At 66.7% G+C, this 22,220-nt stretch carries 20 protein-coding genes; 17 read left to right on the forward strand and 3 right to left on the reverse strand.

Annotation, left to right across the window (positions count from 1 at the left end):
• Window positions 1-6: 6 nt before the first annotated feature.
• The 11 genes from ACK5IR_RS06545 to ACK5IR_RS06595 are packed head-to-tail and all read left to right on the forward strand — an operon-like array spanning window position 7 to window position 12,190.
• Complete coding sequence (locus ACK5IR_RS06545; protein ID WP_416927109.1) at window positions 7-921, forward strand: sugar phosphate isomerase/epimerase family protein; 915 nt, start codon at window positions 7-9, stop codon at window positions 919-921.
• Between the two features lie 53 nt (window positions 922-974).
• Entirely contained in the window at window positions 975-2,150 is a 1,176-nt protein-coding gene (locus ACK5IR_RS06550; RefSeq protein WP_416927111.1) for an aldose 1-epimerase family protein, read from the forward strand.
• Window positions 2,147-2,929: an SDR family NAD(P)-dependent oxidoreductase gene (locus ACK5IR_RS06555; RefSeq protein WP_416927113.1), complete on the forward strand. Its 783-nt coding sequence runs from the start codon at window positions 2,147-2,149 to the stop codon at window positions 2,927-2,929. The genes ACK5IR_RS06550 and ACK5IR_RS06555 overlap by 4 nt, the downstream gene beginning before the upstream one ends.
• A 10-nt stretch (window positions 2,930-2,939) precedes the next feature.
• A complete protein-coding gene (locus ACK5IR_RS06560; RefSeq protein WP_416927115.1) occupies window positions 2,940-4,133 on the forward strand; it encodes a CaiB/BaiF CoA transferase family protein in 1,194 nt (397 codons plus the stop codon).
• Window positions 4,130-5,248, forward strand: a complete 1,119-nt coding sequence (locus ACK5IR_RS06565; RefSeq protein WP_416927117.1) for a carbohydrate ABC transporter substrate-binding protein — start codon at window positions 4,130-4,132, stop codon at window positions 5,246-5,248. Before ACK5IR_RS06560 ends, ACK5IR_RS06565 begins: the two co-directional genes overlap by 4 nt.
• A complete protein-coding gene (locus ACK5IR_RS06570) occupies window positions 5,245-6,012 on the forward strand; it encodes an enoyl-CoA hydratase/isomerase family protein (protein WP_416927119.1) in 768 nt (255 codons plus the stop codon). The genes ACK5IR_RS06565 and ACK5IR_RS06570 overlap by 4 nt, the downstream gene beginning before the upstream one ends.
• Before the next feature lie 2 nt (window positions 6,013-6,014).
• The gene (locus ACK5IR_RS06575) at window positions 6,015-6,977 is read left to right on the forward strand and encodes an ABC transporter permease (RefSeq protein ID WP_416927121.1); all 963 of its coding nucleotides are present in this window, start codon (window positions 6,015-6,017) and stop codon (window positions 6,975-6,977) included.
• 33 nt (window positions 6,978-7,010) lie between these two features.
• A complete protein-coding gene (locus ACK5IR_RS06580) occupies window positions 7,011-7,985 on the forward strand; it encodes a sugar ABC transporter substrate-binding protein (RefSeq protein WP_416927123.1) in 975 nt (324 codons plus the stop codon).
• Window position 7,986: 1 nt separating this feature from the next.
• Window positions 7,987-9,537, forward strand: coding sequence for a sugar ABC transporter ATP-binding protein (locus ACK5IR_RS06585; RefSeq protein WP_416927125.1), 1,551 nt, complete (start codon window positions 7,987-7,989; stop codon window positions 9,535-9,537).
• A 1-nt stretch (window position 9,538) separates the two neighbouring features.
• A complete protein-coding gene (locus ACK5IR_RS06590; RefSeq protein ID WP_416927127.1) occupies window positions 9,539-10,675 on the forward strand; it encodes a fumarylacetoacetate hydrolase family protein in 1,137 nt (378 codons plus the stop codon).
• Between the two features lie 9 nt (window positions 10,676-10,684).
• Window positions 10,685-12,190 (forward strand): aldehyde dehydrogenase (NADP(+)), encoded by a 1,506-nt coding sequence (locus tag ACK5IR_RS06595; RefSeq protein ID WP_416927129.1) that lies wholly within the window; start codon window positions 10,685-10,687, stop codon window positions 12,188-12,190.
• Between the two features lie 570 nt (window positions 12,191-12,760).
• On the opposite strand, the gene dhaL is transcribed toward ACK5IR_RS06595, so the two are convergent.
• Window positions 12,761-14,533, reverse strand: coding sequence for a dihydroxyacetone kinase subunit DhaL (gene dhaL, locus ACK5IR_RS06600; RefSeq protein ID WP_416927131.1), 1,773 nt, complete (start codon window positions 14,531-14,533; stop codon window positions 12,761-12,763).
• 43 nt (window positions 14,534-14,576) lie between these two features.
• Window positions 14,577-15,392, reverse strand: a complete 816-nt coding sequence (locus ACK5IR_RS06605; protein ID WP_416927133.1) for a sugar phosphate isomerase/epimerase family protein — start codon at window positions 15,390-15,392, stop codon at window positions 14,577-14,579.
• 206 nt (window positions 15,393-15,598) lie between these two features.
• On the opposite strand from ACK5IR_RS06605, the gene ACK5IR_RS06610 reads away from it, so the two are divergent.
• From ACK5IR_RS06610 to ACK5IR_RS06635, 6 genes are all read left to right on the forward strand, one after another.
• Complete coding sequence (locus ACK5IR_RS06610) at window positions 15,599-16,453, forward strand: transketolase (protein WP_416927135.1); 855 nt, start codon at window positions 15,599-15,601, stop codon at window positions 16,451-16,453.
• Window positions 16,450-17,478 carry a transketolase family protein gene (locus ACK5IR_RS06615; RefSeq protein WP_416927137.1) on the forward strand — a complete coding sequence of 343 codons (1,029 nt, stop codon included), beginning with the start codon at window positions 16,450-16,452 and terminating at the stop codon, window positions 17,476-17,478. The genes ACK5IR_RS06610 and ACK5IR_RS06615 overlap by 4 nt, the downstream gene beginning before the upstream one ends.
• Before the next feature lie 29 nt (window positions 17,479-17,507).
• Window positions 17,508-18,260 carry an SDR family NAD(P)-dependent oxidoreductase gene (locus tag ACK5IR_RS06620; protein ID WP_416927139.1) on the forward strand — a complete coding sequence of 251 codons (753 nt, stop codon included), beginning with the start codon at window positions 17,508-17,510 and terminating at the stop codon, window positions 18,258-18,260.
• A 104-nt stretch (window positions 18,261-18,364) separates the two neighbouring features.
• Window positions 18,365-19,333 (forward strand): TRAP transporter substrate-binding protein, encoded by a 969-nt coding sequence (locus tag ACK5IR_RS06625; RefSeq protein WP_416927141.1) that lies wholly within the window; start codon window positions 18,365-18,367, stop codon window positions 19,331-19,333.
• Window positions 19,330-19,908, forward strand: coding sequence for a TRAP transporter small permease (locus ACK5IR_RS06630; RefSeq protein WP_416927143.1), 579 nt, complete (start codon window positions 19,330-19,332; stop codon window positions 19,906-19,908). Before ACK5IR_RS06625 ends, ACK5IR_RS06630 begins: the two co-directional genes overlap by 4 nt.
• A gap of 11 nt (window positions 19,909-19,919) precedes the next feature.
• A complete protein-coding gene (locus ACK5IR_RS06635; protein ID WP_416927145.1) occupies window positions 19,920-21,176 on the forward strand; it encodes a TRAP transporter large permease in 1,257 nt (418 codons plus the stop codon).
• Here ACK5IR_RS06635 and ACK5IR_RS06640 read toward each other — a convergent pair.
• Window positions 21,170-22,186 (reverse strand): LysR family transcriptional regulator, encoded by a 1,017-nt coding sequence (locus tag ACK5IR_RS06640; protein WP_416927147.1) that lies wholly within the window; start codon window positions 22,184-22,186, stop codon window positions 21,170-21,172. The two genes, ACK5IR_RS06635 and ACK5IR_RS06640, sit on opposite strands and share 7 nt — an antisense overlap.
• Window positions 22,187-22,220: the final 34 nt, after the last annotated feature.

Below are 22,220 nucleotides of genomic sequence, written 5' to 3' on the forward strand. Positions count from 1 at the left end.
ATCGCCATGATGCAGACAGGAATCTTCACCGGGTATTTCCCCTACGATCTGAAGAAAACCGCCGAGGTGATCCGCGGCCACGATTTCAATACCGTGCAGCTCGACCTGCATTTCAGGGATATCGACGTCAGCGACGGCCAGCTGACACGCGAAAAATGCCGGACCATCGGCGAGACCTTCCGCGACCATCACCTGCCGGTCTGCTGCATCTCGGGCTACACCAACATCGTTCATCCCGATCCGGCGACGCGGAAACAGCGGCTCGACCGGCTGAAGGAGATCATCGCCCATGCGCAATATCTCGGCTCGCCCTATGTGATATCCGAGACCGGTACCTTCGATAGCGAAAGTGACTGGGTGCACCACCCGAAGAACAAGACCGAGGAGGGCTGGGAGGATTGCCGGACGGTGATCGCCGATCTGGCCCGGCACGCCCACGATCACGGCGCGGTCTTCCTGCTGGAAACCTATGTGAACAACGTTGTCGGCTCGGTCGAGGAAACCCTGCGCATGTTCGCCGAGGTAGACCATCCCGGGCTCGGCCTGCTGATGGATCCGACCAATTATTTCGAGGCGCACAACATCGACCGGATGGACGAGACGCTGAACCATGTCTTCGATGCGCTATCCGACCGGATCAGGATCGCCCATGCCAAGGATGTCAAACGTTCGGGCGACGACAAGACCGAGAAGCACTCGGACATCGGCGACGAGGACGCCGCCGAAAGCCACACCTTCCGCGGCGTGGGCGAGATCGAACTGCCGGCGCCCGGCCTGGGAGCGCTCAACTACGATCTGTATTTCAAGCGCCTTGCCCGCAAGCATCCGAACATCCCGATGATCATCGAGCATCTCGACGAGGCCGACGTGCCGCGCGCCAAGGCCTTCATCGACGGCAGGATGCGGTCGAACGGGCTCTGATCCGCCCGGCATCAACAGCAACCCCGGCCATCCGGCCTGACAGGCGAGACATCATGATCAGACTTTACGGCAGGGATCTTTCGCGGTCCGAATTCGAGGCGCTCGGCGGCGTCGGCCGGGCGGCCGGCGTGCGCAGCATGGTGCTCTCGGACGGGCTGGAACGCGGCATCAGGATGCTCGAATTCCGCACCGGCACCGGCCTGCGGTTTACGGTGCTGGTCGACCGGGCGATGGATATCGCCGATTGCGAACATGCCGGCCGGGCGATCGGCTGGCATTCCCCCACCGGGTTCCGTTCGCCCTGTCTGCACGAATACGAGGGCGAGGGGGGGCTCGGCTGGCTGCGTTCGTTTTCCGGCATGATGGTGACATGCGGGCTGGACCACACGCTGTTCATGTATGACGCGCCGGCGGAAAGTTACATCTATGGGCCGCGCCGGACGGCGGCGCATTCGCTGCACGGCCGCGTCGGGACGATTCCGGCCCGGCTCACCGGCTACGGCGAGCGGTGGGAGGGGGACCGCTGCTTTCTCTGGGCAGAGGGAATCGTCCGGCAGGCCGCCGTCTTCGGCGAGCATCTGGAGCTTCACCGCCGGATCGAGGCCGAGGTCGGCACGAACGAAATCCGGCTGACCGACGAGGTGGTGAACCGGGGCTTCTATCGCACGCCGCACATGTATTGCTATCACATCAATGTCGGCCATCCGGTGCTCGACGAGGGCGCGCGCTATCTTGCCCCGATCGCCGATGTGGTCTGGGCCGCCCATGCCGACAGCTACGAGGCGCAGGGCAGCGGCTATCGCCACCTTCGCGGGCCGCAGAACGATTTTCACGAACAGGTCTGGCAGCACGAGATGGCCGCCGACACCAACGGCGAGGTGCCGGTGGCGCTGGTCAACGACCGGCTGGGGCTCGGCTTCATGGTCACCACCCGCAAGGAGCAGTTTCCCTGCATGTACGAATGGCAGAACCTTCAGGCGGGCCAGTACGCGCTGGGGCTGGAGCCGTCAACGCATCACGTGCTGGGCAATGCCGCGGCGCGCGAACGCGGCGAAATGATCTGGCTGACCCACGGGCAGTCGCGCCGCTACGACACCCGGTTCACCGTCCTGCCGGATGCCGGCGCGGTTGCGTCAGCCGAGGCCCGGATCGCATCCATCGCCGTTCAGCCGGACGCCGATTACCCCGCGCTTTCGAACGACTTTCGCCCCATCGGGGGCCGCACATGAGCCCGGCGCAAGCCACCGGCGTGCCACGCGGCATCCTCGAAGGCCGGCGTGTTCTCTATACCGGCGCTTCGGGCGGACTGGGCCGGCAGACCACGCTCGATCTGCTGGCCGAAGGGGCCGAGGTCTTTGCCGTCGACCGCGATCATACCAAGAACGAGAGCCTGCTGGCGGCCACCCCCGCCGGGGCGTCCGACCGGCTGCACCTGATAGAACTGGACCTTGCCGATGGCGACGCGCTCGATGCGACCCTTGCCGGGATCGTCGCCGGGCGGCCGCTCGACGTGGTCATTAACAACGCCGCGATCTATCCGTCCAAGCCCTTCGAGGATTTCACCATGGAGGAACACCGCGCCGTTCATGCGGTCAACGTCGAATCGGCGCTGCGCTGTACGGCGGCCGCGCTGCCGGGGATGCGGGCGCAGGGCTGGGGACGGATAGTCAACGTGACCTCGATCACCCTGACAGGCGGGTGGGAGAACCTGGCGCCCTATGTCCAGTCCAAGGGCGCGCTGCTGGGTCTGACCCGGGCCTGGGCGCGGGAGTTCGGCAAATGGAGCATCACCTGCAACGCCATCGCGCCCGGCGCTTTCCCGACCGACGCCGAGAAGATCCACCCCGATCCCGAGGGCTACCGGCGTTTCGTGCTCGACCACCAGTCGATCAAGCGGCGCGGCACCCCGCGCGACATCGCGGCGGCCATCCTTTTCCTCGCCTCGGAAGATGCGGGCTTCATCACCGGGCAGTCGCTGGCGGTGGATGGCGGCTGGAACATGAACTGAAAGCGGAAACATGAGCATTCTCGAAGGTTATACGGTCCTCGACTGTTCGATCGCCATGGCCGGGCCCTTTGCCGCGCAGCGGCTTGGCGACCTGGGGGCCGACGTGATCAAGATCGAGCCGGTCGGCGGCGAATGGCAGCGGCATCAGGCCGCCGGCGATGCAAGGGGCAACCGGATCAACGTTTCATTCCTGTCGCTGAACCGGAACAAGCGGTCGCTCGCCGTGGATCTGAAATCCCCCGGTGGCCGGCGGGTGATCGAACGGCTGGTTGCCGGTGCGGATGTATTCATCCAGAACTACCGCGCCGGGGTCGCCGGGCGGCTCGGGGTGGATTACGAAACCCTGTCGGCGATCAATCCGCGCCTGATCTACGTGTCGATGACCGGCTATGGCGAGGATGGGCCGCATGCGCAATGGCCCGGTCAGGATCTGCTGTTGCAGGCGATGTCGGGGGCGATGCTGTCCTCGGGGCGCAAGGGCGAGCCGCCGCAGGCGGCGGGCCAGTATCTCGTGGATGCGATAACCGCCTACAGCGCCTTCGAGGGCGCGCTGGCCGCGCTGCTTCACCGTGAGCGCACCGGCGTGGGCCAGAAGGTCGAGGTCAACATGCTCGACGCGATCACCACCATCCAGATGCAGGAACTGTCGGTCTATACGGTCGGCCATGTGCCGCAGGAACGCAGCGCCGAGCCGCATGCCCATGTCTATATCCGCTCGCCCTACGGCACCTTTGCCACCAGGGATGGCTATATTGCCATCGCCATGCCCAATTTCCCCGGCCTTGCCCGGGCGCTGGAAGAACCCCGGCTGGATGGGCTGGATCCGGACATCGCCGGCTGGCACCAGAGGGACGAGACCTTTGCACTGGTGCGCGGAGCGGTGGCGAAATACACCAGCCGCGAGGCGCTCGACCGGCTGCTGGCCGAAGGGGTCTGGTCCGGTCCGGTCTATTCCTATGCCGACCTGCTGGCCGACCCGCAGATCGCCCATAACCGCACCTTCGTCGAATACGACCACCCGACCGAGGGGCGGGTGAAGACGCCGGGCTTCCCGATCCGCTTTTCGCGCACACCGTCCGCGGTGCGCCGGGGGGCGCCGCTGACCGGCGAGCATACCGACGAGATTCTGGGTGCCGCAGGTTTCGGCGAGGCCGAACTGGCGGCGCTCGAGGCCGAGGGCGCCATCGGCCGGGGCAGGCCATGAGCTATCGCGGCCTGACCTGGGATCATCCGCGCGGCTACAACGCGCTGGCGGCGGCGCAAGCGGCCGGCGGCCCGGTTCACTGGGAGGTCCAGCCGCTCGAAGGGTTCGAAAGCGCACCGATCGCCGATCTCTGCGCGCGCTACGATCTGGTGGTGCTCGACCATCCCCATCTGGGCGAGGCGGTGGCCACAAACTGCCTGCGGCCGCTGGACGACCTGCTGCCCGCCGACCGGCTGGCGGCGATCGCCCGGGACAGCATCGGGCCGGTTTTCGCCAGCTATGCGATGGCGGGCCGGCAATGGGCGCTGCCGCTCGACGCGGCAACCCAGGTAATGGCGCTGCGCCCCGATCTGGTGGCGACGGTGCCGGCAACGTGGGCCGGGGTGGCGGACATGGCCGCTGGCGGCGGTGTCGCGCTGTCGCTGGCCGGGCCGCATGCATTTCTCAGCCTGCTGTCGGTCTGCGCCGCGCTCGATCCGGCGCTCGACATGGCCGATGGCGGCTGGCCCGATCAGGGCACGTTGAGCGATGCCTTTACGCTCCTCGCCCTGATCGCGGCTTTCTCGGTTCATTCGGTGCGCGCGCTCAATCCCATCGGAATCCTCGATCACATGCTGTGCCACGACGATGTGGCGCTGGTGCCGCTGATCTACGGGTATGTGAATTACTCAACTCCGGATCTGGAGAACCGCATCGCCTTTCACGACGCGCCGCGGATCGCCGGCCGGCCGGGGTCGATCCTTGGCGGGACCGGTATCGCCGTATCTTCGCGGGTCGAGGTGAACGCAGCGCTCAGCGATCACCTGCTCTGGCTGCTTGGCCGCGAGGCCCAGTGTGGCTTCATTCCCGCCCATGACGGCCAGCCGGCGCATGCTGCCGCCTGGCACGACCCGACGATCAACAGCGCCTGCGGCGGATTTTTCGCCCAGACCGTGGAAACCCTGCAAGCCGCAGCCATCCGCCCGCGGCACGACGGATATATCGCGTTCCAGGCTGCGGCCTCGGCCCTGGTGCGCAGGGCACTGGACGATGGCGCCGCCGCCGCCCCCACCGCCCGGGCGATAAGCGATCTGTTCGCCCGCAGCCTCGACGGCAGGAAAGGACCCTTCCGATGACCGCCCCTCTCAGGTTCGACATCGCCGACGGGATAGCAACCATCACCTACAACCGGCCCGAAAAGCTGAATGCCATGACACCCGGGATGGCGGATCTGATGTGGGACGCGGTGCGCCGCTGCAACGCCGCCGACGAGGTGCGGGTGGTGATCCTGACCGGCGCTGGCCGCGCGTTCTGCGCTGGTTCGGATATCTCGGAACTGGACCGCTACGCGACGGCGTGGAACTTCCGCAACCGGCCGGAATATTGCGATGCGCTGCGGGCGCTGCTCAAGCCGTCCATCGCCGCGATCAACGGTTACGCTTTCGGCGGCGGGCTGGAAATGGCGCTGTCCTGCGATATCCGCATCGCCGCCGGGACCGCCCGCTTCGCCGCCCCCGAAATCAAGCTCGGGTGGATCGGCGGCGGCGGCATGACCGCGCTGCTGGCGCATTCGGTCGGGCCGTCGAACGCCGCGATGATGGTTCTTACCGGCGATCCCGTCGACGCGGCGCAGGCGGCCGATTGGGGCCTGGTCAGCGAGGTGACCGCACCGGAGGACCTGCTGGCGCGCGCGACCGAAATCGCCACGGCCATCGCCGCCCGCGCGCCGATCGCCGCCGAGACGGCGCGCGAGAACCTCAAGGCCGCCTTCAACATGCCGCTCGAACGCGCCATCGCCTACGAGCGCGACCTTCAGGCGATCTGCTTTGCCACCGAGGACGCCGCCGAAGGCCGCGCCGCCTTTGCCGAAAAACGCCAGCCGGCGTTTCGCAGGAGATGACGGTGCGCGAGACCGCCGGCCGCCGGCTCCGATCGCTGCTGTCTCACCGGGAGGCGTCGGTCGTGGCGATGTTCCTGATCGTCGCGCTCTATCTGGCCTTCGCCAACGAGTTTTTCCTCGAACGGCGCAACCTGCTCAATGTCGGCCGGCAGGCCTCGGTTGTCGGCATCGTCGCGCTTGGCCAGGCGCTGGTGATCATCTCGCGTGGCATCGACCTTTCGGTCGGCTCGCTGATCGGGCTTTCCGCCGTGGTTGCCGCCATGGTTCAGCGGGCCAGCGGCATCGACGCGCTCTCGCTCGCGGCGGGGCTGGGGACCGGGCTTTTCTGCGGCCTGCTCAACGGGATGATGTTCGTGACCTTCCGCATCAACCCGTTCATCGCCACCCTTGGCATGCTCTCGATCGCCCGTGGCATCGCGCTGCTGTTGACCGGCGGCATTCCCATCACCTATACCGGATGGTCCGAGTTCCTCGGCGCCGGGCGGATCGCCGACATTCCGGTCTCGTTCCTGCTGATGCTGGTGCTGAGCGTTCTGGTGCACATCCTTGCCAGCCGTACCGTTCGTGGCCGCGAGATCTATGCGGTGGGCGATAATCCCAAGGCCGCCCGGCTGGCCGGCATCGACATCGCGCGCACGCGCATTTTCGTCTTCGCCTTCTGCGGCCTGCTTGCCGGACTCGGCGGCATCCTGCTGGCGGGGAACCTCGCCAGCGCCGATCCCAACCTCGGCATGGGTTACGAGCTTGACGTGATCGCGGCGGTGATCCTCGGTGGCACCGCGCTCAACGGCGGGCGCGGCTCGATTTTCGGCGTCTTCGTCGGCGCCATGCTGATGGCGCTGCTCAACAACGGCTTCGTGCTGCTCGGAATCTCCGCCTACTGGCAGGTGGTGACCAAGGGGCTGATCATCATCCTTGCGGTTGGCGCCGACGGGTTGCAGCGGCGGGGCGCCGACGACGACTAGCCGGATATCCAACCAACGGAGGAGGAGAAAACCATGTCTGGATGGAACAGTCTGAAATCACTGGGAGTGTTTGCCTGCGCGGCGCTGCTCGGCGGGGCGGCGCTGGCCACCGATCTGCCCGAGGGCGGTACCGTCGTCGCCCTGCCGAACGAAAAGGGCGCGGTGCGCATCGCCTTCCTGTCGTTTCAGAACAACCCCTTCTGGCGCCCGGTGACCGAGGGTGCGCTGGCGGCGAAGGAATATCTGGCGGGCTACGATGCCACGCTCGATTACGTCGATCTGGGCGACGAGCTTTCCGCCGAGGCGGTGGTGGCGGGAATCGAGGCGTCGCTGGCGCAGAAATACGACGGCATCGTGGTGGTGCCGATCTTCGACGGCACGGCGCGGATCATCAACGAGGCGACGGACGAGGGCGTCCCGGTGCTCAACATCGTCGCCGAGGGCGGCGTTCCCTCCGAGCGGCTCGCCTTCATCGGGCAGGACGCGATTTCGGCCGGCCGCCAGATCGGCGAATTCATAGGCGGGAAAATGGGCGGAGACGGCAAGCTGGGGGTCATCACCGGCTATTTCGGCGCCACCCAGCACACAAACCGGATGAACGGCGCGCTCGACCTGATCAAGGAGGAATACCCCGATATCGAGATAATCGGTCCGTTCGAAAACCGCGACAAGGCCGAAAGCGCCTATAGCCTGGTGCAGGACATGTATACCGCGCATCCCGACCTGGAGATGGTCTATGTCACCGCCGGCGGTCCGTTCGGTGCCGCCAAGGCGGTTCAGGATCTCGGGCTGACCGGCAAGGTCGGGGTGGTGGGCTTCGATCATACGCCCGACAACATGCAGTATCTCGCCACCGGCGAAATGGTCGGCCTGCTGGATCAGGCGCCGTTCCAGCAGGCGTTCGACGCTTCGGTGATGCTCTACAATTATCTGGTTGCCGGGCAGGAGCCGCCGGCCAAGGTGATCGCGGTCGAGGGCAACCTGATCACGCCGGAATCGGTCAGGTAAGGTGGCGGAGCCCGTCACGATCGCTGAGGGAACGGGCGCCTGCCCTGCCGCCGGGCCGGTGCGCCTGCGCCTGACCGGCATCGGCAAGAGCTTCGGGCCGAACCGGGTGCTCGACGGGGTGAGCCTCGAGATCCGGTGTGGCGAAATCGTCGGCCTGCTGGGCGAGAACGGTGCCGGGAAATCGACGATGATGAACATCGTCTCGGGCGGGCTTCACCCCGACGAGGGCCGTATGGAGTTGAACGGCCATCCGCTGCGGCTGGCGAACGTGGCCGAGGGCATCGTCGCCGGCATCGCCTTTGTCCATCAGGAGCTTTCGGTCGTGGGCGCGCTTTCGGTGGCCGAGAATCTCTTTCTCGGCCGCCTGCTCCGGACACGTGCCGGCCTGATCGACTTTCCCCGGATGCGGCGCGAGGCCCGCGCCATGCTTGCCGATGTCGGTGCCGGGGCCATCGACCCGGCAAGCCGGGCCGGAAACCTGCGCACCGGCGAGCAGCAACTGGTCGAAATTGCCAGGGCCGCCGCGCGCCTGCCGGATCTGCTTATCCTCGACGAGCCGACATCGTCGCTCACCGCGCACGAGGTGGACGGGTTCAAATCCTATATCCGGCGGGTCCGCGACGGGGGCGGCTCGATCGTCTTCATCACCCACCGGTTGCAGGAGGCGCTGGATATCTGCGACCGGATTCTGGTGCTGCGCAACGGGCGGATCGTCGCCGAACGCCTGCCGGCGGAAACGAACGAGGACGGGCTGATCCGCGACATGACCGGCAAGGAGGCGTTGTTCGCCTATCGTCCGCGCGCGGCAATTTCGGCCGAACCGGCGCTGGAGCTTTCGCAGGTCGGCGACGGCCGGTTGCTCGACGCGGTAGACCTATGCATCCGGCACGGCGAGATCTTCGGCCTGTTCGGGCTGGTCGGGGCGGGGCGGACCGAGTTGCTGAACCTCGTCTGCGGCGCGCGGCCGCTGGTGTCGGGCGACATGCGGCTCTTCGGCACGCCCCTGCGGCCGCGCCGGCCGGCCGAGGCGCTGGCGCGCGGTATCGCGCTGGTTCCCGAAGGGCGCAAGACCGCCGGTATCCTGCCGCAGCATTCGATCCGCCGCAACGCCACCGTTTCCAGCCTGAAGTCGTATCTGGGCGGCGGCATGGTACGCCCGGCGCTGGAACATGCCGCCATCATGGCCGAGAAGGAAAAGCTCGGTATTCGCATGGGTGCCGATACCGACCCGATCACCACCCTGTCGGGTGGCAACCAGCAGAAAGTCGTCTTTGCCCGCGCCTTCCTCGCCGCGCCGCGGCTTCTGCTGCTTGACGAGCCGACCCATGGCGTCGATGTAGGGGCCAAGGCCGAGATCTACGAAATCGTGCGCGGGGCGGCCGAGGCGGGCACGACGGTGCTCGTCGCCTCGTCCGAGATCCCGGAGATCACGGCGCTTTGCGACAGGGTCGGAGTGCTGTCGCGCGGCCGGCTGGTGGCGGTGTATTCCAACGGCGAGGCGACCGAGGAGCGGCTTCTCGAAGCCGCCTTCAGCGAACACAGGGAGAGTTGAGATGGATTTCGGAACGGCTGGCGTGGCGCTCGGGCGGGTATGGCTGCCAGAGGCGGCAGGGCCGGCGGTCGTCACCCTGCGCGCGGGGCGCGTGATCGACATCACCTGCCGCACCGCGCCGACGGTCCGCGACATCTGCGAGATGGAGGATCCGGCCGGCTATGTCCGGCAGGCGAAGGGCCGCGATCTGGGTGCGCTCGAGGCGCTGGCCGCCGCCGATCCCGGCGATCCGGCGGCGTGCCATTTCCTTGCCCCGTGCGACCTTCAGGCAGTCAAGGCCTGCGGCGTGACCTTCGCCCGCTCGATGGTCGAACGTGTGATCGAGGAACGCGCATCGGGCGATCCGAAGCGCGCCGAGGATATCCGGGCCCGTGTCGGCTCGGCCATCGGCGACAGTCTTCGCAACCTGCGGGCCGGGTCCGAGGCGGCGCTACGGGTCAAGCAGGCGCTGATCGCCGAGGGGTTGTGGAGCCAGTATCTCGAGGTCGGCATCGGCCCGGATGCCGAGGTCTTTTCGAAGGCGCAGGTGCTTTCATCGGTCGGGCCGGGCGCCCGGGTCGGTCTGCATCCGGTCTCGACCTGGAACAACCCCGAGCCCGAGGTCGTTCTGGTCGTCGATTCGACGGGCCGGATCGTCGGGGCGGCGCTCGGCAACGACGTCAACCTGCGCGACATCGAGGGGCGGTCCGCGCTGCTGCTGTCGAAGGCCAAGGACAACAACGCCTCCTGCGCCATCGGGCCGGTCATCCGGCTGTTCGACGCGGGCTTCACGCTCGACGATATCCGGCGCGCGGAACTTGAACTGACCGTTACCGGCGAGGACGGCCATGTGCTGCGCGGCGCCTCGTCGATGGCCGAGATCAGCCGCGATCCCGAGGATCTGGTGGCCCAGACCATCGGACGCCATCACCAGTATCCCGACGGTCTGGTGCTGTTTCTCGGCACGCTCTTCGCGCCGACGCAGGACCGCGACATTCCCGGCCAGGGCTTTACCCACAAGCGGGGCGATGTGGTCGAAATCTCGGCGCCGGGGCTGGGAACCCTGCGCAACACGGTGCATCTTTCCACCGAATGCCCGTCGTGGACCTTTGGCATGAGCCACCTCATGCGGAACCTGTCGGAACGCGAACTGATCTGAGGAAGCGAGATGCTGAGAGGAAAACACCTGATCGCCGGCGAGTGGGTCGGCAGCGACGCAACCTTCACCAACGAACCGCTGAGCGGGCAAGCGGATACCTTCGCCGCCGGCACGCCGGCATTGGTCGATCGCGCCGCCGCAGCGGCCGAGGACGCGTTCTGGAGCTCTGGCTACAGCCGCCGCGCCGCCCGTGTCGCCTTCCTGCGCCGGATCGCCGACGAGAACGAGGCGCGCGGCGCCGAGATCACTGCCATGGGGGTGAGGGAAACCGGCCTGTCCGAGGCGCGACTGGTCGGAGAGCGCGGCCGCACGACCGGCCAGCTCCGGCTCTTTGCCGATCACATCGAGGCGGGAGATTACCTCGACCGGCGCCACGACCCCGCCCTGCCTGATCGTGCACCGCTGCCCCGGCCCGACCTGCGCCTGATGCAGCGCCCGATCGGCCCGGTAGCGGTGTTTGGCGCCTCGAACTTCCCGCTGGCCTTCTCGACCGCCGGCGGGGATACCGCCGCCGCGCTCGCCGCCGGCTGCCCGGTGGTGGTCAAGGGACATTCGGCCCATCCCGGCGTTTCCGATCTGGTCGCACAGGCGGTGGATGCGGCGCGCGTGGCCTGCGATCTGCATCCCGGCACCTTCAGCCAGATTCAGGGCGGTAACCGCGCGGTGGGGCAGGCGCTGGTGCAGCATCCGCTGATCCGGGCGGTGGGCTTCACCGGATCGCTCGGCGGCGGGCGGGCTCTGTTCGATCTCTGCGCCGCGCGGCCCGATCCGATCCCCTTCTTCGGCGAACTCGGCTCGGTCAATCCGATGTTCGTGCTCGATGCGGCGCTTGCCGCGCGCGGAAGCGAAATCGCCGCCGGCTGGGCGGCGTCGCTGACCCTCGGCGCCGGACAATTCTGCACCAATCCTGGCATCGTCGTGCTGCCCGCCGGCCCGGCGGCCGATGCCTTTGTCGAGGCGGCGGAAGCCGCGCTGAAACCGGTCGACGCCCAGATCATGCTGACTGGCGGCATCGCCTCGGCCTGCCGGGCGGGGCGCGACCGGATCGCCGCAATACCCGGCGTGCGCGCGGTGCTGGGCGTACCGTCCGGCCCGCGCGATGCCCGCCCCGGTCTTTTCGCGACGAACGGGGCGAACTGGCTGGCGCATGCCGCGCTCGCCGAGGAGGTCTTCGGCCCGGTGGGGCTGATCGTGACGGTGGCGGATGCGGCCGAACGCCTGAGCATCGCCCGCGCGCTCGAGGGTCAGCTTACCACGACACTGCACATGGACATGGCCGACGCAGCCACCGCCCGGGCGCTGCTGCCGGTGCTCGAGCGCAGGGCCGGCCGGCTGCTGGTCAACGGCTATCCCACCGGGGTCGAGGTCTGCGACGCGATGGTCCACGGCGGCCCCTATCCCGCCTCGACCAAGTTCGGCGCACCGTCGGTCGGCACGCTGTCCATCCGCCGCTTTCTCAGACCGGTCTGCTATCAGGGCTTCCCCGAAACGCTCCTGCCCGACGACCTGCGCTGACGATCCTTTGGGCCGTGCTTTGCAGAATGCATGGAATCCAGGTTTGACGGCGGAATGGTCGTATCGCCGGGCGATACGCTCCGCCGTCAAACCACCGGGTGAGTGGCGACGAGTCACCAGAGAACAGTCCGGCATACCGCGCTGTTCTCTCGAGCGGCTCCTCGTTCACGCCGTTCGGACAGAAAGACCTCGCTTGCGAAGCCTTCGGTTGTCCGCCCCGGTCATTCCTGATTGTTCAGGAATTCCGCTGTATTCGGGCGCTGTGCGTGCTGATGGGACCGATCATCGGATGCGCCGTTCCGGCCTCGGCGTCGTCGGAACCGTCCGGGCTTTCCTGTTGTACCCCCTTTGCCGTTGGTTACCCGGGTTGCTCCTGTCTTAATGCTACGTCAGCCGGCCGAAATTGGGAAACGGGCATCCGGCCGGATACGCTATCTTTCGGATAGGTGGCAGATGCCCGCGCCCGGTTGCGGCTATAGCCTGACGACTTCCTTCTGATCATGTTGTCAGGCCATAACTTTTTGATTTTACGCTGATGCCGCGCAAATTTGATGATCAAATCTGCTTCCGTCAGCTATATCGGCGGGCAGTGTCGAAGGATCGGGTCATGGCGTCAAGGATGACATGGGTCGAGGCCGCGCCGGGATCGACATGGCCGATCGAGCGGGCGCCGAGTTTCTTGGATCTTCCGCGCCGGCTTTCCATGTCCTTCGTTGCCTCCGCCCCCGCCAGCGCCCCCGCCGTCGCCGCCTGCAACACGCCGGCGGTGTCGGCACCGCCGTCTGCTGCCCGCCGGGCGGCCTCGGCGGCGGGTTTCCAGGCATCGATCATCGTCTTGTCGCCGGGTGCGGCCCCGCCGCGGCTCAGGATACCCGCGAGCATCCCCTCGACCCAGGCTGCCATCGCCCCGGCGTCGAGGTTCAGCCGGTCCGATACCGCCTGTCCCGCGCTGGCGAAAGCGGTGGCGTAGAGCGGGCCGGACGATGCTCCGACCGCGTCGAGAAACGCCTTGGCCATCAGGTTCGAGGTCTCGCTGATCGTCGCCGACTGGTCGCTTCCGTCCAGTGCGGCGCGCACCGCCGTCCAGCCGATATCCATCGTCACCCCGTGATCGCCGTCGCCGATCACGCCGTCGAGCGCGCTCAGGCGATCCTTGTCGCGGGCGATCGCAGCGGCGGCGGCATACATCATCGCACGGAACGACGCCGGTGTAACCGGACCGTCCGCTTTCAGCGTGGCACGGTCCACCTGCGCGGCGTCCCGTGCTGCCGAATATTCCCGCCGGCTGCGGCGGGCGCCCGCAGCGGGGGCGGGCGGGGCGCCCACCGTCAGGGCGGGCGTGCGGCAGGGATGATCGAGCAGCATGCGCAATTCGTCGTCGAGTCGCAGCAACGTGACCGAGGCGCCCGCCATCTCGAGCGAGGTGCAGTATTCGCCGACCCAGCTATGATAGATGCCCACACCCCTGTCGCCGAGTATCTGCGCCACCCGCCGGTGCAGCAGGTAAAGCTCCATCAGCGAGGTAGAGCCGAGCCCGTTCACCAGCACCGCAACCTGCGCGCCATCGGACAGGTTCATTTCGTTCAGGATCGGGGCCATCAGCTGGTCTGTCACCGAATCGGCGCTTTCCACCTTGCCGCGCCGCATTCCCGGCTCGCCGTGGATGCCCATGCCGATTTCCATCTCGTCCTCGCCGATTTCGAAGTTCGGCTTCAGGGTCTGCGGCATCGAGCAGGCCGACAGCGCAACCCCCATCGAAAGTGTCGCCGCGCTGGCCTTGCGGGCCGCCGTCTCGACCGCGCCGAGCGGCCAGCCCAGATCGGCCGCCGCGCCGGCGATCTTGAAGACGAAGAAATCGCCCGCGATGCCCCGTCGCTCCCCGGCGCGTGCCTGCGGCGCCGAAGCCACGTCGTCGATCACCTGGATCGAGCGGACGTCGATCCCGAGACGGGTGCATTCCTCGGCCGCCATGTCGAAGTTCAGCACGTCGCCGGTGTAGTTTCCGTACAGGAACACGACGCCCGCGCCGCCATCGGCCGCCATCGCGGCCTCCTTGATCTGCTCGGGCGAGGGCGAGGCGAAGACATTGCCCACCGCCGCCGCATCCGCCAGTCCGCGCCCGACATAGCCGGCAAAGGCGGGCTCGTGTCCCGAGCCGCCGCCGATCACGATGCCCACCTTGCCGTCGCGCGGCCCGTCGACCGCGACGACGGCGCGCCCTGTCGCGCCCTCGACCCGCAGCATGTCCGGATGGGCCGATACCATCCCCTCGATCATCTCGGGAATGATCGCCTCGGGTCCGTTCATCAGCTTCTTGGTCATTCCTTCGCGCCTCTCGGTCATCTGTTTCTCCTCCACTTTCGCGTCGGGCAGCCCGCCCCGGCGTTCAGCGCCCGCCGACGAAATTTCTTGCCGCCGCGACGGTACGTTCCAGCCAGGGTTGTTCCTGTGCCATGGTTTCCTCGAGCGTCGCGCCGAGTGGCAGCCAGTGTTCGAGGATCACGCTCATGCCTTCTGCGCGATCCGGAATCTGATCGAGTATCCACGGGATATTCGCCCGCCCCTCGCCGAGCGGCACGCCGCGAATACGGAAACCCACACCGTAGGGATCGGGTTCGATCACGTAATCCTTCAGGTGCAGGTTGATGGCATAGGGCGCCAGCATGGTGATGGTCTCTTCCGGCCACTCGCCGGCACAGATCGAGTTGGCGACATCGAGACAGACACCGAGCGCCGGGTCGTCCACGGTATCGAGCAATTCGACCATGCGCGGTGAAGGATAGTTGAAGTGGTTTTCGATGGCGATCCGGATGCCGGCCGATTTCGCGTCCTCGACCAGCGGGCGAAGCTCGGCGGCCAGTTCCGGTACCGGCACCCTGCTGTCGGCGGCGTCAAGCGCCACGCGCATGATGCGGGAATCGATCACACGGCAGATGCCGAGATAGCGCGCGACCTCCTCGGCATTGAAACACTGGGTGCCGACCTCAAGGGTAATGCCCTTGTCGCGTGCGGTCGTGGCCAGCCGCTCCAGATCGGCGGGCGGCAGCCGGTCGAGCGGCATGTTGTCCGCATACTGAACCAGGTCGAGGCCCAGCCCCTGAGCCGCGTTGAGCACGTCGAAAGGTGTCATCGGGCGCGGGGGGACCTGTTCTCTGATCCCGATCGACCAGCGATAGGCGTAACTTCCCAGACCGAGTTGCATGGTATTTCCTCCACATCGACTGGCGGTGCCGATCCCCGGGTGCGGGTATCGTCGCGCCGGCAGGCGCGCCCGATCAGAAACCAAAAATCATCGGGTTTATATGTAGCTCTGCTACGCATCTTGGTAATTCTTGTTTGTATATCTGCGGCGGAATTTGCCGCAGTCTCGATACACCGGTGTGATCCGACATACCGGTGGGAGGGATCATGGCAATCGACGACCGGGCCGCTCAGCGGTCGAATGTATCGCTGGCACGGCGTGCCCATAACATCCGGCGCAAGGCCGTTCAGATGGGCGAGGTTCAGGGTCAGGGTTATGTCGGGCAGGCGCTCGGCGTTGCCGACGTTCTGGCGGTGTCTTTCTTTCATGCCATCGATTTTCGCGCCGAAGACCCCGAATGGGAGGGGCGCGACCGGTACCTGCTCTCCATCGGTCATTACGCCATCGCCTTCTATGCCGCCCTGATGGAGGCCGGCATCCTGCCCGAGGAGGAACTTGCCACCTACGGGATGGACGACAGCCGCATGCCGATGTCGGGCATGGCGAGCTATACGCCGGGGATGGAGATGAGCGGCGGCTCGCTGGGGCTCGGGCTGGGGGTTGCGGCTGGCCGGGCGCTCGGGCTGAAACGCAAGGGCAATCCGGCCTTTGTGTTCAATCTGATGTCGGATGGGGAAATGGGCGAAGGTTCGACCTGGGAGGCGGCGATGAGCGCCGCCCACCATCGCCTCGACAACCTGATCTGCATCGTCGATTTCAACAACCAGCAGGCCGACGGCCCGTCGACGCACATGCTTTCGGCCGAGCCGGTGCTCGACAAGTGGCGGGCATTCGGCTGGTTCGCCCAGCGGGTCGACGGCAACGATATCGACGCGCTGGTCGCGGCCTTCGATGCGGCGCGCGCGCTCGACGAGCCACGCCCGCGCGTCATCATCTGCGACACGGTGATGTGCAAGGGGGTGCCGTTCCTCGAACGCCGCGAAATGACTCATTTCGTCCGGGTCGAACCCGACGAATGGCAAAAGGCGCTCGCCGCGCTCGACGAGGAGGCCCCGCAATGAGCACGTCATCCCGCGCCCGGAAATACCAGCCCCGCGCCGTTCCGGCGACGCAGCAGGCGACCTCGGCGATGATCGCCTCGCTCGAGGCCGAGGGCTATGGCACGGTGTCGGCGCCGTTCGGGCACGCGCTGGTCCGGATGGCCGGCAGCGACCGGCGCATCGTCGGACTTTCGGCCGATCTGTCGAAATATACCGACCTGCATGTCTTTGCCAGGGCCCACCCGGACCGGTTCTATCAGATGGGAATGGCCGAACAGGTGCTGATGGCGGCCTCTGCCGGGCTGGCGCACGAGGGGTTCATCCCCTTCGCCACGACCTATGCGGTCTTCGCCTCGCGCCGCGCCTGCGATTTCGTCAGCCAGACGATCGCCGAGGAGAACCTGCCGGTCAAGATTTGCTGCGCCCTGCCGGGGCTGACCTCGGGCTACGGGCCCAGCCACCAGGCGACCGAGGATATCGCGATCTTTCGCGGCATCCCGGGACTGACCATCATCGACCCCTGCGATGCGACGGACGTGGCGCAGATGGTTCCGGCCATGGCGGCGCACGAGGGCCCGGTCTATGCGCGGCTGCTGCGCGGGCAGGTCGCCGATGTGCTGACCCGCCACAAGCCCGATTATCGCTTTGAGATCGGCCGCGCGCAGATGATCCGCGACGGGCGCGATGTGCTGGTGGTCTCATCCGGGATCATGACGATGCGCGCGCTCGACGCGGCGACCGATCTTGCCGCCGATGGCATCGACGTGGCCGTCCTGCACTGCCCGACGATCAAGCCGCTCGACACCGCGACGATCCTGGCGCAGGCCGGCCACGGCCGGCTGCTGGTCGTGGCGGAAAATCACACGCGCATCGGTGGCCTGGGCGAGGCGGTGGCGGCGGCGCTCCTGACGGCCGGGGTGACACCGGTCTTTCGCCAGATCGGTCTGCCCGACGAATTCCTCGAAGCCGGCGCCCTGCCGACACTGCACGACATGTATGGCATCAGCCGCCGCGCCGTTGCCGACCAGATCCGGGGCTGGCTCTGACAGCCCTCACAGAAGAACGGAGACAACAGATGGGACTTCTCGAAGGCCGGTATGCGGTCATCACCGGTGCGGCCTCGCCGCGCGGGCTCGGCAAGGCGACGGCGCAGCTTTTCGCCGAACATGGCGCGAAGGTCGCGATCCTCGATCTCGACGCGGCGCAGGCCGAGGCGGCGGCGGCCGATCTCGGCGCGGGCCATGTCGGCATGGCCTGCAACGTCACCGACAAGCCGATGGTGCAGGCGGTCATGGACGCGCTGGTGGCGAAATGGGGCCGGGTGGACATTCTGGTCAACAATGCCGGCATCACCCAGCCGCTGAAGATCATGGAGATCGAACCCGACAATTACGAGGCGGTCACCGATGTCAGCCTGCGCGGCACGCTCTATTGCTCGCAGGCGCTGATCCCGCAGTTCCGGGCGCAGAAATCGGGCTCGATCGTCAACCTGTCGTCGGTTTCGGCGCAGCGCGGCGGTGGCATCTTCGGCGGTCCGCATTATTCGGCCGCCAAGGCCGGCGTGCTGGGCCTGAGCAAGGCGATGGCGCGCGAACTGGCGCCCGACAACGTGCGCGTCAATGCCATCTGCCCGGGATTCATCGCTACCGACATCACCGCCGGCAAGCTGACGCCGCAGATGCGCGAACAGGTCCTCGCCGGTATTCCGATGGGCCGCGCCGGCGAAGCCTCCGATGTTGCCGGCTGCGCGCTGTTTCTGGCCTCGGACCTCTCGGCCTACTGCACCGGAACCGAGGTCGACGTGAACGGCGGCTCGCTCATCCACTGAAACGGGACACTGCGGCCCGCGCCGGAGAAGCGCGGGCGGCGGACCGCTATCGTACATGCGGCATCCGTGCCGCCGGAACACACACGATCGGGAGGAGAAAACCGATGAAAAAGACCCTGACCACCGCACTGCTGGGCGCGACCTTGCTTGCCGGCGCCGCGCAGGCCGACGAGATCATCTTTGCCCATGGCGAGAATCCGGGGAACCCGCGCTTTCTTGCCGCCGAAAAGTGGGCCGAGCTCTTCACCGCCTGCACCGGCGGGGCCAGCACCGTCAATGTCGCGCCTTCGGCGACCATGGGCGACGATGCCGAGATGCTGACCTCGGCCGCCGCCGGCGTCATTCAGGTGACGGCCAACAGCCAGGGCCCGATGGCGCAGATCGTGCCCGAGTTCGGCATGCTCGGTCTGCCCTTCCTGTTCAATGACCTGCCGACCGCCTGGGCGGTTCTGGACGGCGAGGTCGGCGAGATGCTCGACCAGCGCGCGCAGAATGCCGGGCTCAAGGTGATCGGCTTCTGGGACAACGGTATCCGCAATGTCACGCATCTGAAAAAGAACGTCTCGGAGCCCGCGGATCTGAAGGGGATGAAAATCCGCACCCCGCCGGATCAGATGGCAGTCGATATCTTCGAGGCGCTTGGCGCCGCGCCCGCGCCGCTGGCATGGTCCGAGCTTCCGACGGCCCTGCAATCGGGCGTCTTCGACGGGCAGGAAAACCCGCTGGTCAATATCTATACGGCGAAGATTCACGAGATCACGCCCTATGTCACGATGACCGGCCACAAATACGAGACGACCCCGGTTGTCGCCGGGCTGGTCTGGTGGTCGGGGCTGGACGAGGCGACGCAGGCCTGCGCGCTGGAAGCAACTGCCGAGGCCGGCAAGCTGCAACGCCAGATGGTGCTGGACAGCGACACCGATCTGCGCCCGAAGATGGAGGCCGAAGGTGCGATCTTCGCCGATGCGGACCGTGATGCCTATCGGGCGGCGACCGCTTCGGTCTATGACAAGTACGCAGCCCAGTATCCCGAACTGGTTGCCGCGCTCAGACAGGCGGCGGGGCTGGAATGACCGGCACCGGCACAGGCGTGCCGGCAAAGGACGGGAAGGGGCCCAAACGCCCCTTCCTTGCCTGGATCGCCGGGGTTTCGACGCTTCTCGACTGGAGCGGGCGGCTGATCGCGGCCACCTGCCTTCTGTTCATCTTCGTGGCGCTGCTGGTCAATGTCGTGCTGCGCTACGCATTCGGTTCGGGCATCGCCTGGGCCTATGAAATCCCTGCGCTTCTTCTGCCCGGGCTGGTGGCGGGCGGGGTTGTCATCGCCGCCGCGCGCGGCCGCAACAACGCCATCACCCTGCTGCCCGACCTTCTGCCGCCGCGTGGCCGGCAGGTGATCGCCGTTCTGGTCAACATCGCCATTCTCGTGATCTCGCTCGCGGTGCTGGAATCCAGCCAGCCGATCCTCAGGGCGGCGAAATTCCAGACGCTTTCGACGCTCGGCATCAAGCAGATCTGGGGCTACGCGAGCCTTGTCTATGCCTTTGCCGGCATGGCGATCATTGCTGTGGTCGATATCGTCCGCGCACTGACCAGCAAGGCGGATTTCGATTTCGGGTACGATCCCGAAACCTCAAGCCTGAGTTGAAAGGAGACGTCATGACCGCTCCGCTGATCTGGGTGTTCTTTCTCTTGCTGGCGATCTCGGTGCCCGTCGCGCATGCGATGCTGGGCGGGGTCGCGGCCGCGCTGTGGTTCGACGGCAAGCCGATGGCGGTGATCGCCCAGCGGCTCTACACGCCGACGCAGAGCTTCCCGATGCTTGCCATCCCCTTCTTCATCATGGCCGGCAGCCTGATGATGTCGGGCAGGTTCGGGGTCTATCTGGTCAATGTCGCCCGGCTTCTGGTCGGCAATTTCAAGGGCGGGCTCGGGCAGGTCTCGATCATCGGCTCGGTGATGTTCGGCGGCGTGTCGGGCTCGGCGGTGGCCGATGCCTCGGCGCTCGGCAACGCGCTTATCCCGGTGCAGAAGGCCGAGGGCTATCCGGGCGGTTTCGCTGCCGCGATCAACTCGGCCTCGTCGACCGTCTCGGTGCTGATCCCGCCCTCGATCCCGCTGATCCTGTACGGGCTGGTATCGAACGTTTCGATCATCGACCTGTTTGTCGCGGGCATCCTGCCCGGTGTCCTGCTGGGTGTTGGCATGTTCACGGCTGTCTGGTTCGTCGCCGGGCGGATGAACCTGCCGCGCTCGCCGCTCGAAGGCGGCTTCAAGGCGTTCCGCAGCCAGATCCTGACCGCGATTCCGGCGCTGCTGATGCCGGTGTTCGTGATCGGAACCCTGCGTTTCGGTATCGCGACGCCGACCGAGGTGTCCGTGCTCGCGGTGGCGTACGCTCTCATCGTCAGTGGTCTGGTCTATCGCGACCTGACGCCGCGCGGAATCTGGGAGGCCGCCGTCGAGACCGCGATGATGACCGGCGCGGTGATGCTGATCATCATGGCGTCGTCGACGATCCAGTGGGTGCTGACCGCCGAACGCGTGCCGCAGGAGCTGAGCCTCTGGGTCACCTCGGCCTTCTCGGAGCCGTGGATGGTCATCCTGGCGCTCAACCGGGTGATGATCGTCGTGGGTGCGTTTCTCGACCTGCCGGCGGCGGTGCTGCTGCTGGGGCCGCTCTTCGTCACCATCGGTCAGGCGATCGGGCTCGATCCGGTACAGCTTGGCCTGATGATGGTGGTCAACCTGTCGATCGGGCTCTATACGCCGCCGGTCGGGACCACGCTCTTTATCTCGGCGGCCATCGCCCGCTGCGGGATCGGCGAGACGGTGCGGGCGCTGATGCCGTTCTACCTGGTCGCGCTTCTGGTACTGGCGCTGATTTCCTACGTACCGGCGCTGACCCTCTACTGACGGTCCGGCGCCATTGGACGGGCCGTGGCGGGAGAATTCTCCCTGTCCCGCGACGGCCCGTCCTCCAGCACCATCTCGCAGCCGCATCGCTCCAGATAGTTGCGTACCTCGGCCTCGTGGCCGGCGCCTTCCGCCACCATCCAGTCGGTGAACAGCCGGACGATCCGCCTGTTGGTGTGCCGGGGCGGGCAGACGATGTGATAGCCGGGGAACTCGATCACCGGCAGCCGGGGCGACAGCGGCACCAGCCTGCCGGCGTCAAGTTCGCGCCAGGCCAGCAGGGCGCTTTCGAGGATCACACCAGCGCCGTCCGCCGCAAGCTGAATCGCCATGGACGAACGGTCGAACCGCAGCGCATAGACCGGTGGCACCTCTCCCACGCCTTGCTGGGGCAGCCAGATGTCCCAGCGATAGAGCGTCTTGACGCTGTCGATCAGCTGGGCCCGGCCGATCTGCTCCATCGGGTCGTCGCCCTTTTCCGACAACACCTTCAGATATTCGGGCGAACACATGGGCAGGATGAAATCGTGCATGACGCAGATCTCGTACATGCCCGAGCGGGAATCCCCGCCGTAGCGCAGGTCGATGTCGACGGTTTCGGTGGCGAAATCGGTGAATTCGGGTGTCGCGTCGACCCGTACGCTCCAGGTCGGGTTGCGGTCGAGAAAGGTCTTGATGCGCGGGCCGAGCCAGCGCACCCCGAAAGACGGGCTGACCCGCATGATGAACTGCCGGCTGTGCCGCTGGCGCACGATCGCAGAATGCACATCCGCCACCATGCGAAAGGCACGCGACGTGGCGTGAAACAGGCGCTCGCCGTCCTCGGTCGGAACCAGCCGCCGGTTGTGACGCCGGAACAGCTTCACGCCGAATTGCTGTTCCAGCAGGCGGATCTGCTGGCTGACCGCCGAGGTGGTAACCTGAAGCTCCTCGGCCGCCCGCGCCACCTGGCCAAGGCGCGCGACGGCCTCGAAGTAACGCATCCCGTTGAGATTCACCTCTTTCAGCATCCCACATCCCCGGGGTTGTTGCGGACAGGACCAT

The organism is Tropicimonas sp., assembly GCF_047971885.1.
Lineage (GTDB): Bacteria > Pseudomonadota > Alphaproteobacteria > Rhodobacterales > Rhodobacteraceae > Tropicimonas.

Coding starts and splice junctions, on each gene's coding strand:
- dhaL (WP_416927131.1), bottom strand. CDS start 14,533: ATGACCGAGAGGCGCGAAGGAATGACCAAGAAGCTGATGAACGGACCC.
- ACK5IR_RS06550 (WP_416927111.1), top strand. CDS start 975: ATGATCAGACTTTACGGCAGGGATCTTTCGCGGTCCGAATTCGAGGCG.
- ACK5IR_RS06630 (WP_416927143.1), top strand. CDS start 19,330: ATGACCGGCACCGGCACAGGCGTGCCGGCAAAGGACGGGAAGGGGCCC.
- ACK5IR_RS06560 (WP_416927115.1), top strand. CDS start 2,940: ATGAGCATTCTCGAAGGTTATACGGTCCTCGACTGTTCGATCGCCATG.
- ACK5IR_RS06615 (WP_416927137.1), top strand. CDS start 16,450: ATGAGCACGTCATCCCGCGCCCGGAAATACCAGCCCCGCGCCGTTCCG.
- ACK5IR_RS06555 (WP_416927113.1), top strand. CDS start 2,147: ATGAGCCCGGCGCAAGCCACCGGCGTGCCACGCGGCATCCTCGAAGGC.
- ACK5IR_RS06635 (WP_416927145.1), top strand. CDS start 19,920: ATGACCGCTCCGCTGATCTGGGTGTTCTTTCTCTTGCTGGCGATCTCG.
- ACK5IR_RS06580 (WP_416927123.1), top strand. CDS start 7,011: ATGTCTGGATGGAACAGTCTGAAATCACTGGGAGTGTTTGCCTGCGCG.
- ACK5IR_RS06640 (WP_416927147.1), bottom strand. CDS start 22,186: ATGCTGAAAGAGGTGAATCTCAACGGGATGCGTTACTTCGAGGCCGTC.
- ACK5IR_RS06620 (WP_416927139.1), top strand. CDS start 17,508: ATGGGACTTCTCGAAGGCCGGTATGCGGTCATCACCGGTGCGGCCTCG.
- ACK5IR_RS06595 (WP_416927129.1), top strand. CDS start 10,685: ATGCTGAGAGGAAAACACCTGATCGCCGGCGAGTGGGTCGGCAGCGAC.
- ACK5IR_RS06565 (WP_416927117.1), top strand. CDS start 4,130: ATGAGCTATCGCGGCCTGACCTGGGATCATCCGCGCGGCTACAACGCG.
- ACK5IR_RS06605 (WP_416927133.1), bottom strand. CDS start 15,392: ATGCAACTCGGTCTGGGAAGTTACGCCTATCGCTGGTCGATCGGGATC.
- ACK5IR_RS06610 (WP_416927135.1), top strand. CDS start 15,599: ATGGCAATCGACGACCGGGCCGCTCAGCGGTCGAATGTATCGCTGGCA.
- ACK5IR_RS06590 (WP_416927127.1), top strand. CDS start 9,539: ATGGATTTCGGAACGGCTGGCGTGGCGCTCGGGCGGGTATGGCTGCCA.
- ACK5IR_RS06625 (WP_416927141.1), top strand. CDS start 18,365: ATGAAAAAGACCCTGACCACCGCACTGCTGGGCGCGACCTTGCTTGCC.
- ACK5IR_RS06570 (WP_416927119.1), top strand. CDS start 5,245: ATGACCGCCCCTCTCAGGTTCGACATCGCCGACGGGATAGCAACCATC.
- ACK5IR_RS06545 (WP_416927109.1), top strand. CDS start 7: ATGATGCAGACAGGAATCTTCACCGGGTATTTCCCCTACGATCTGAAG.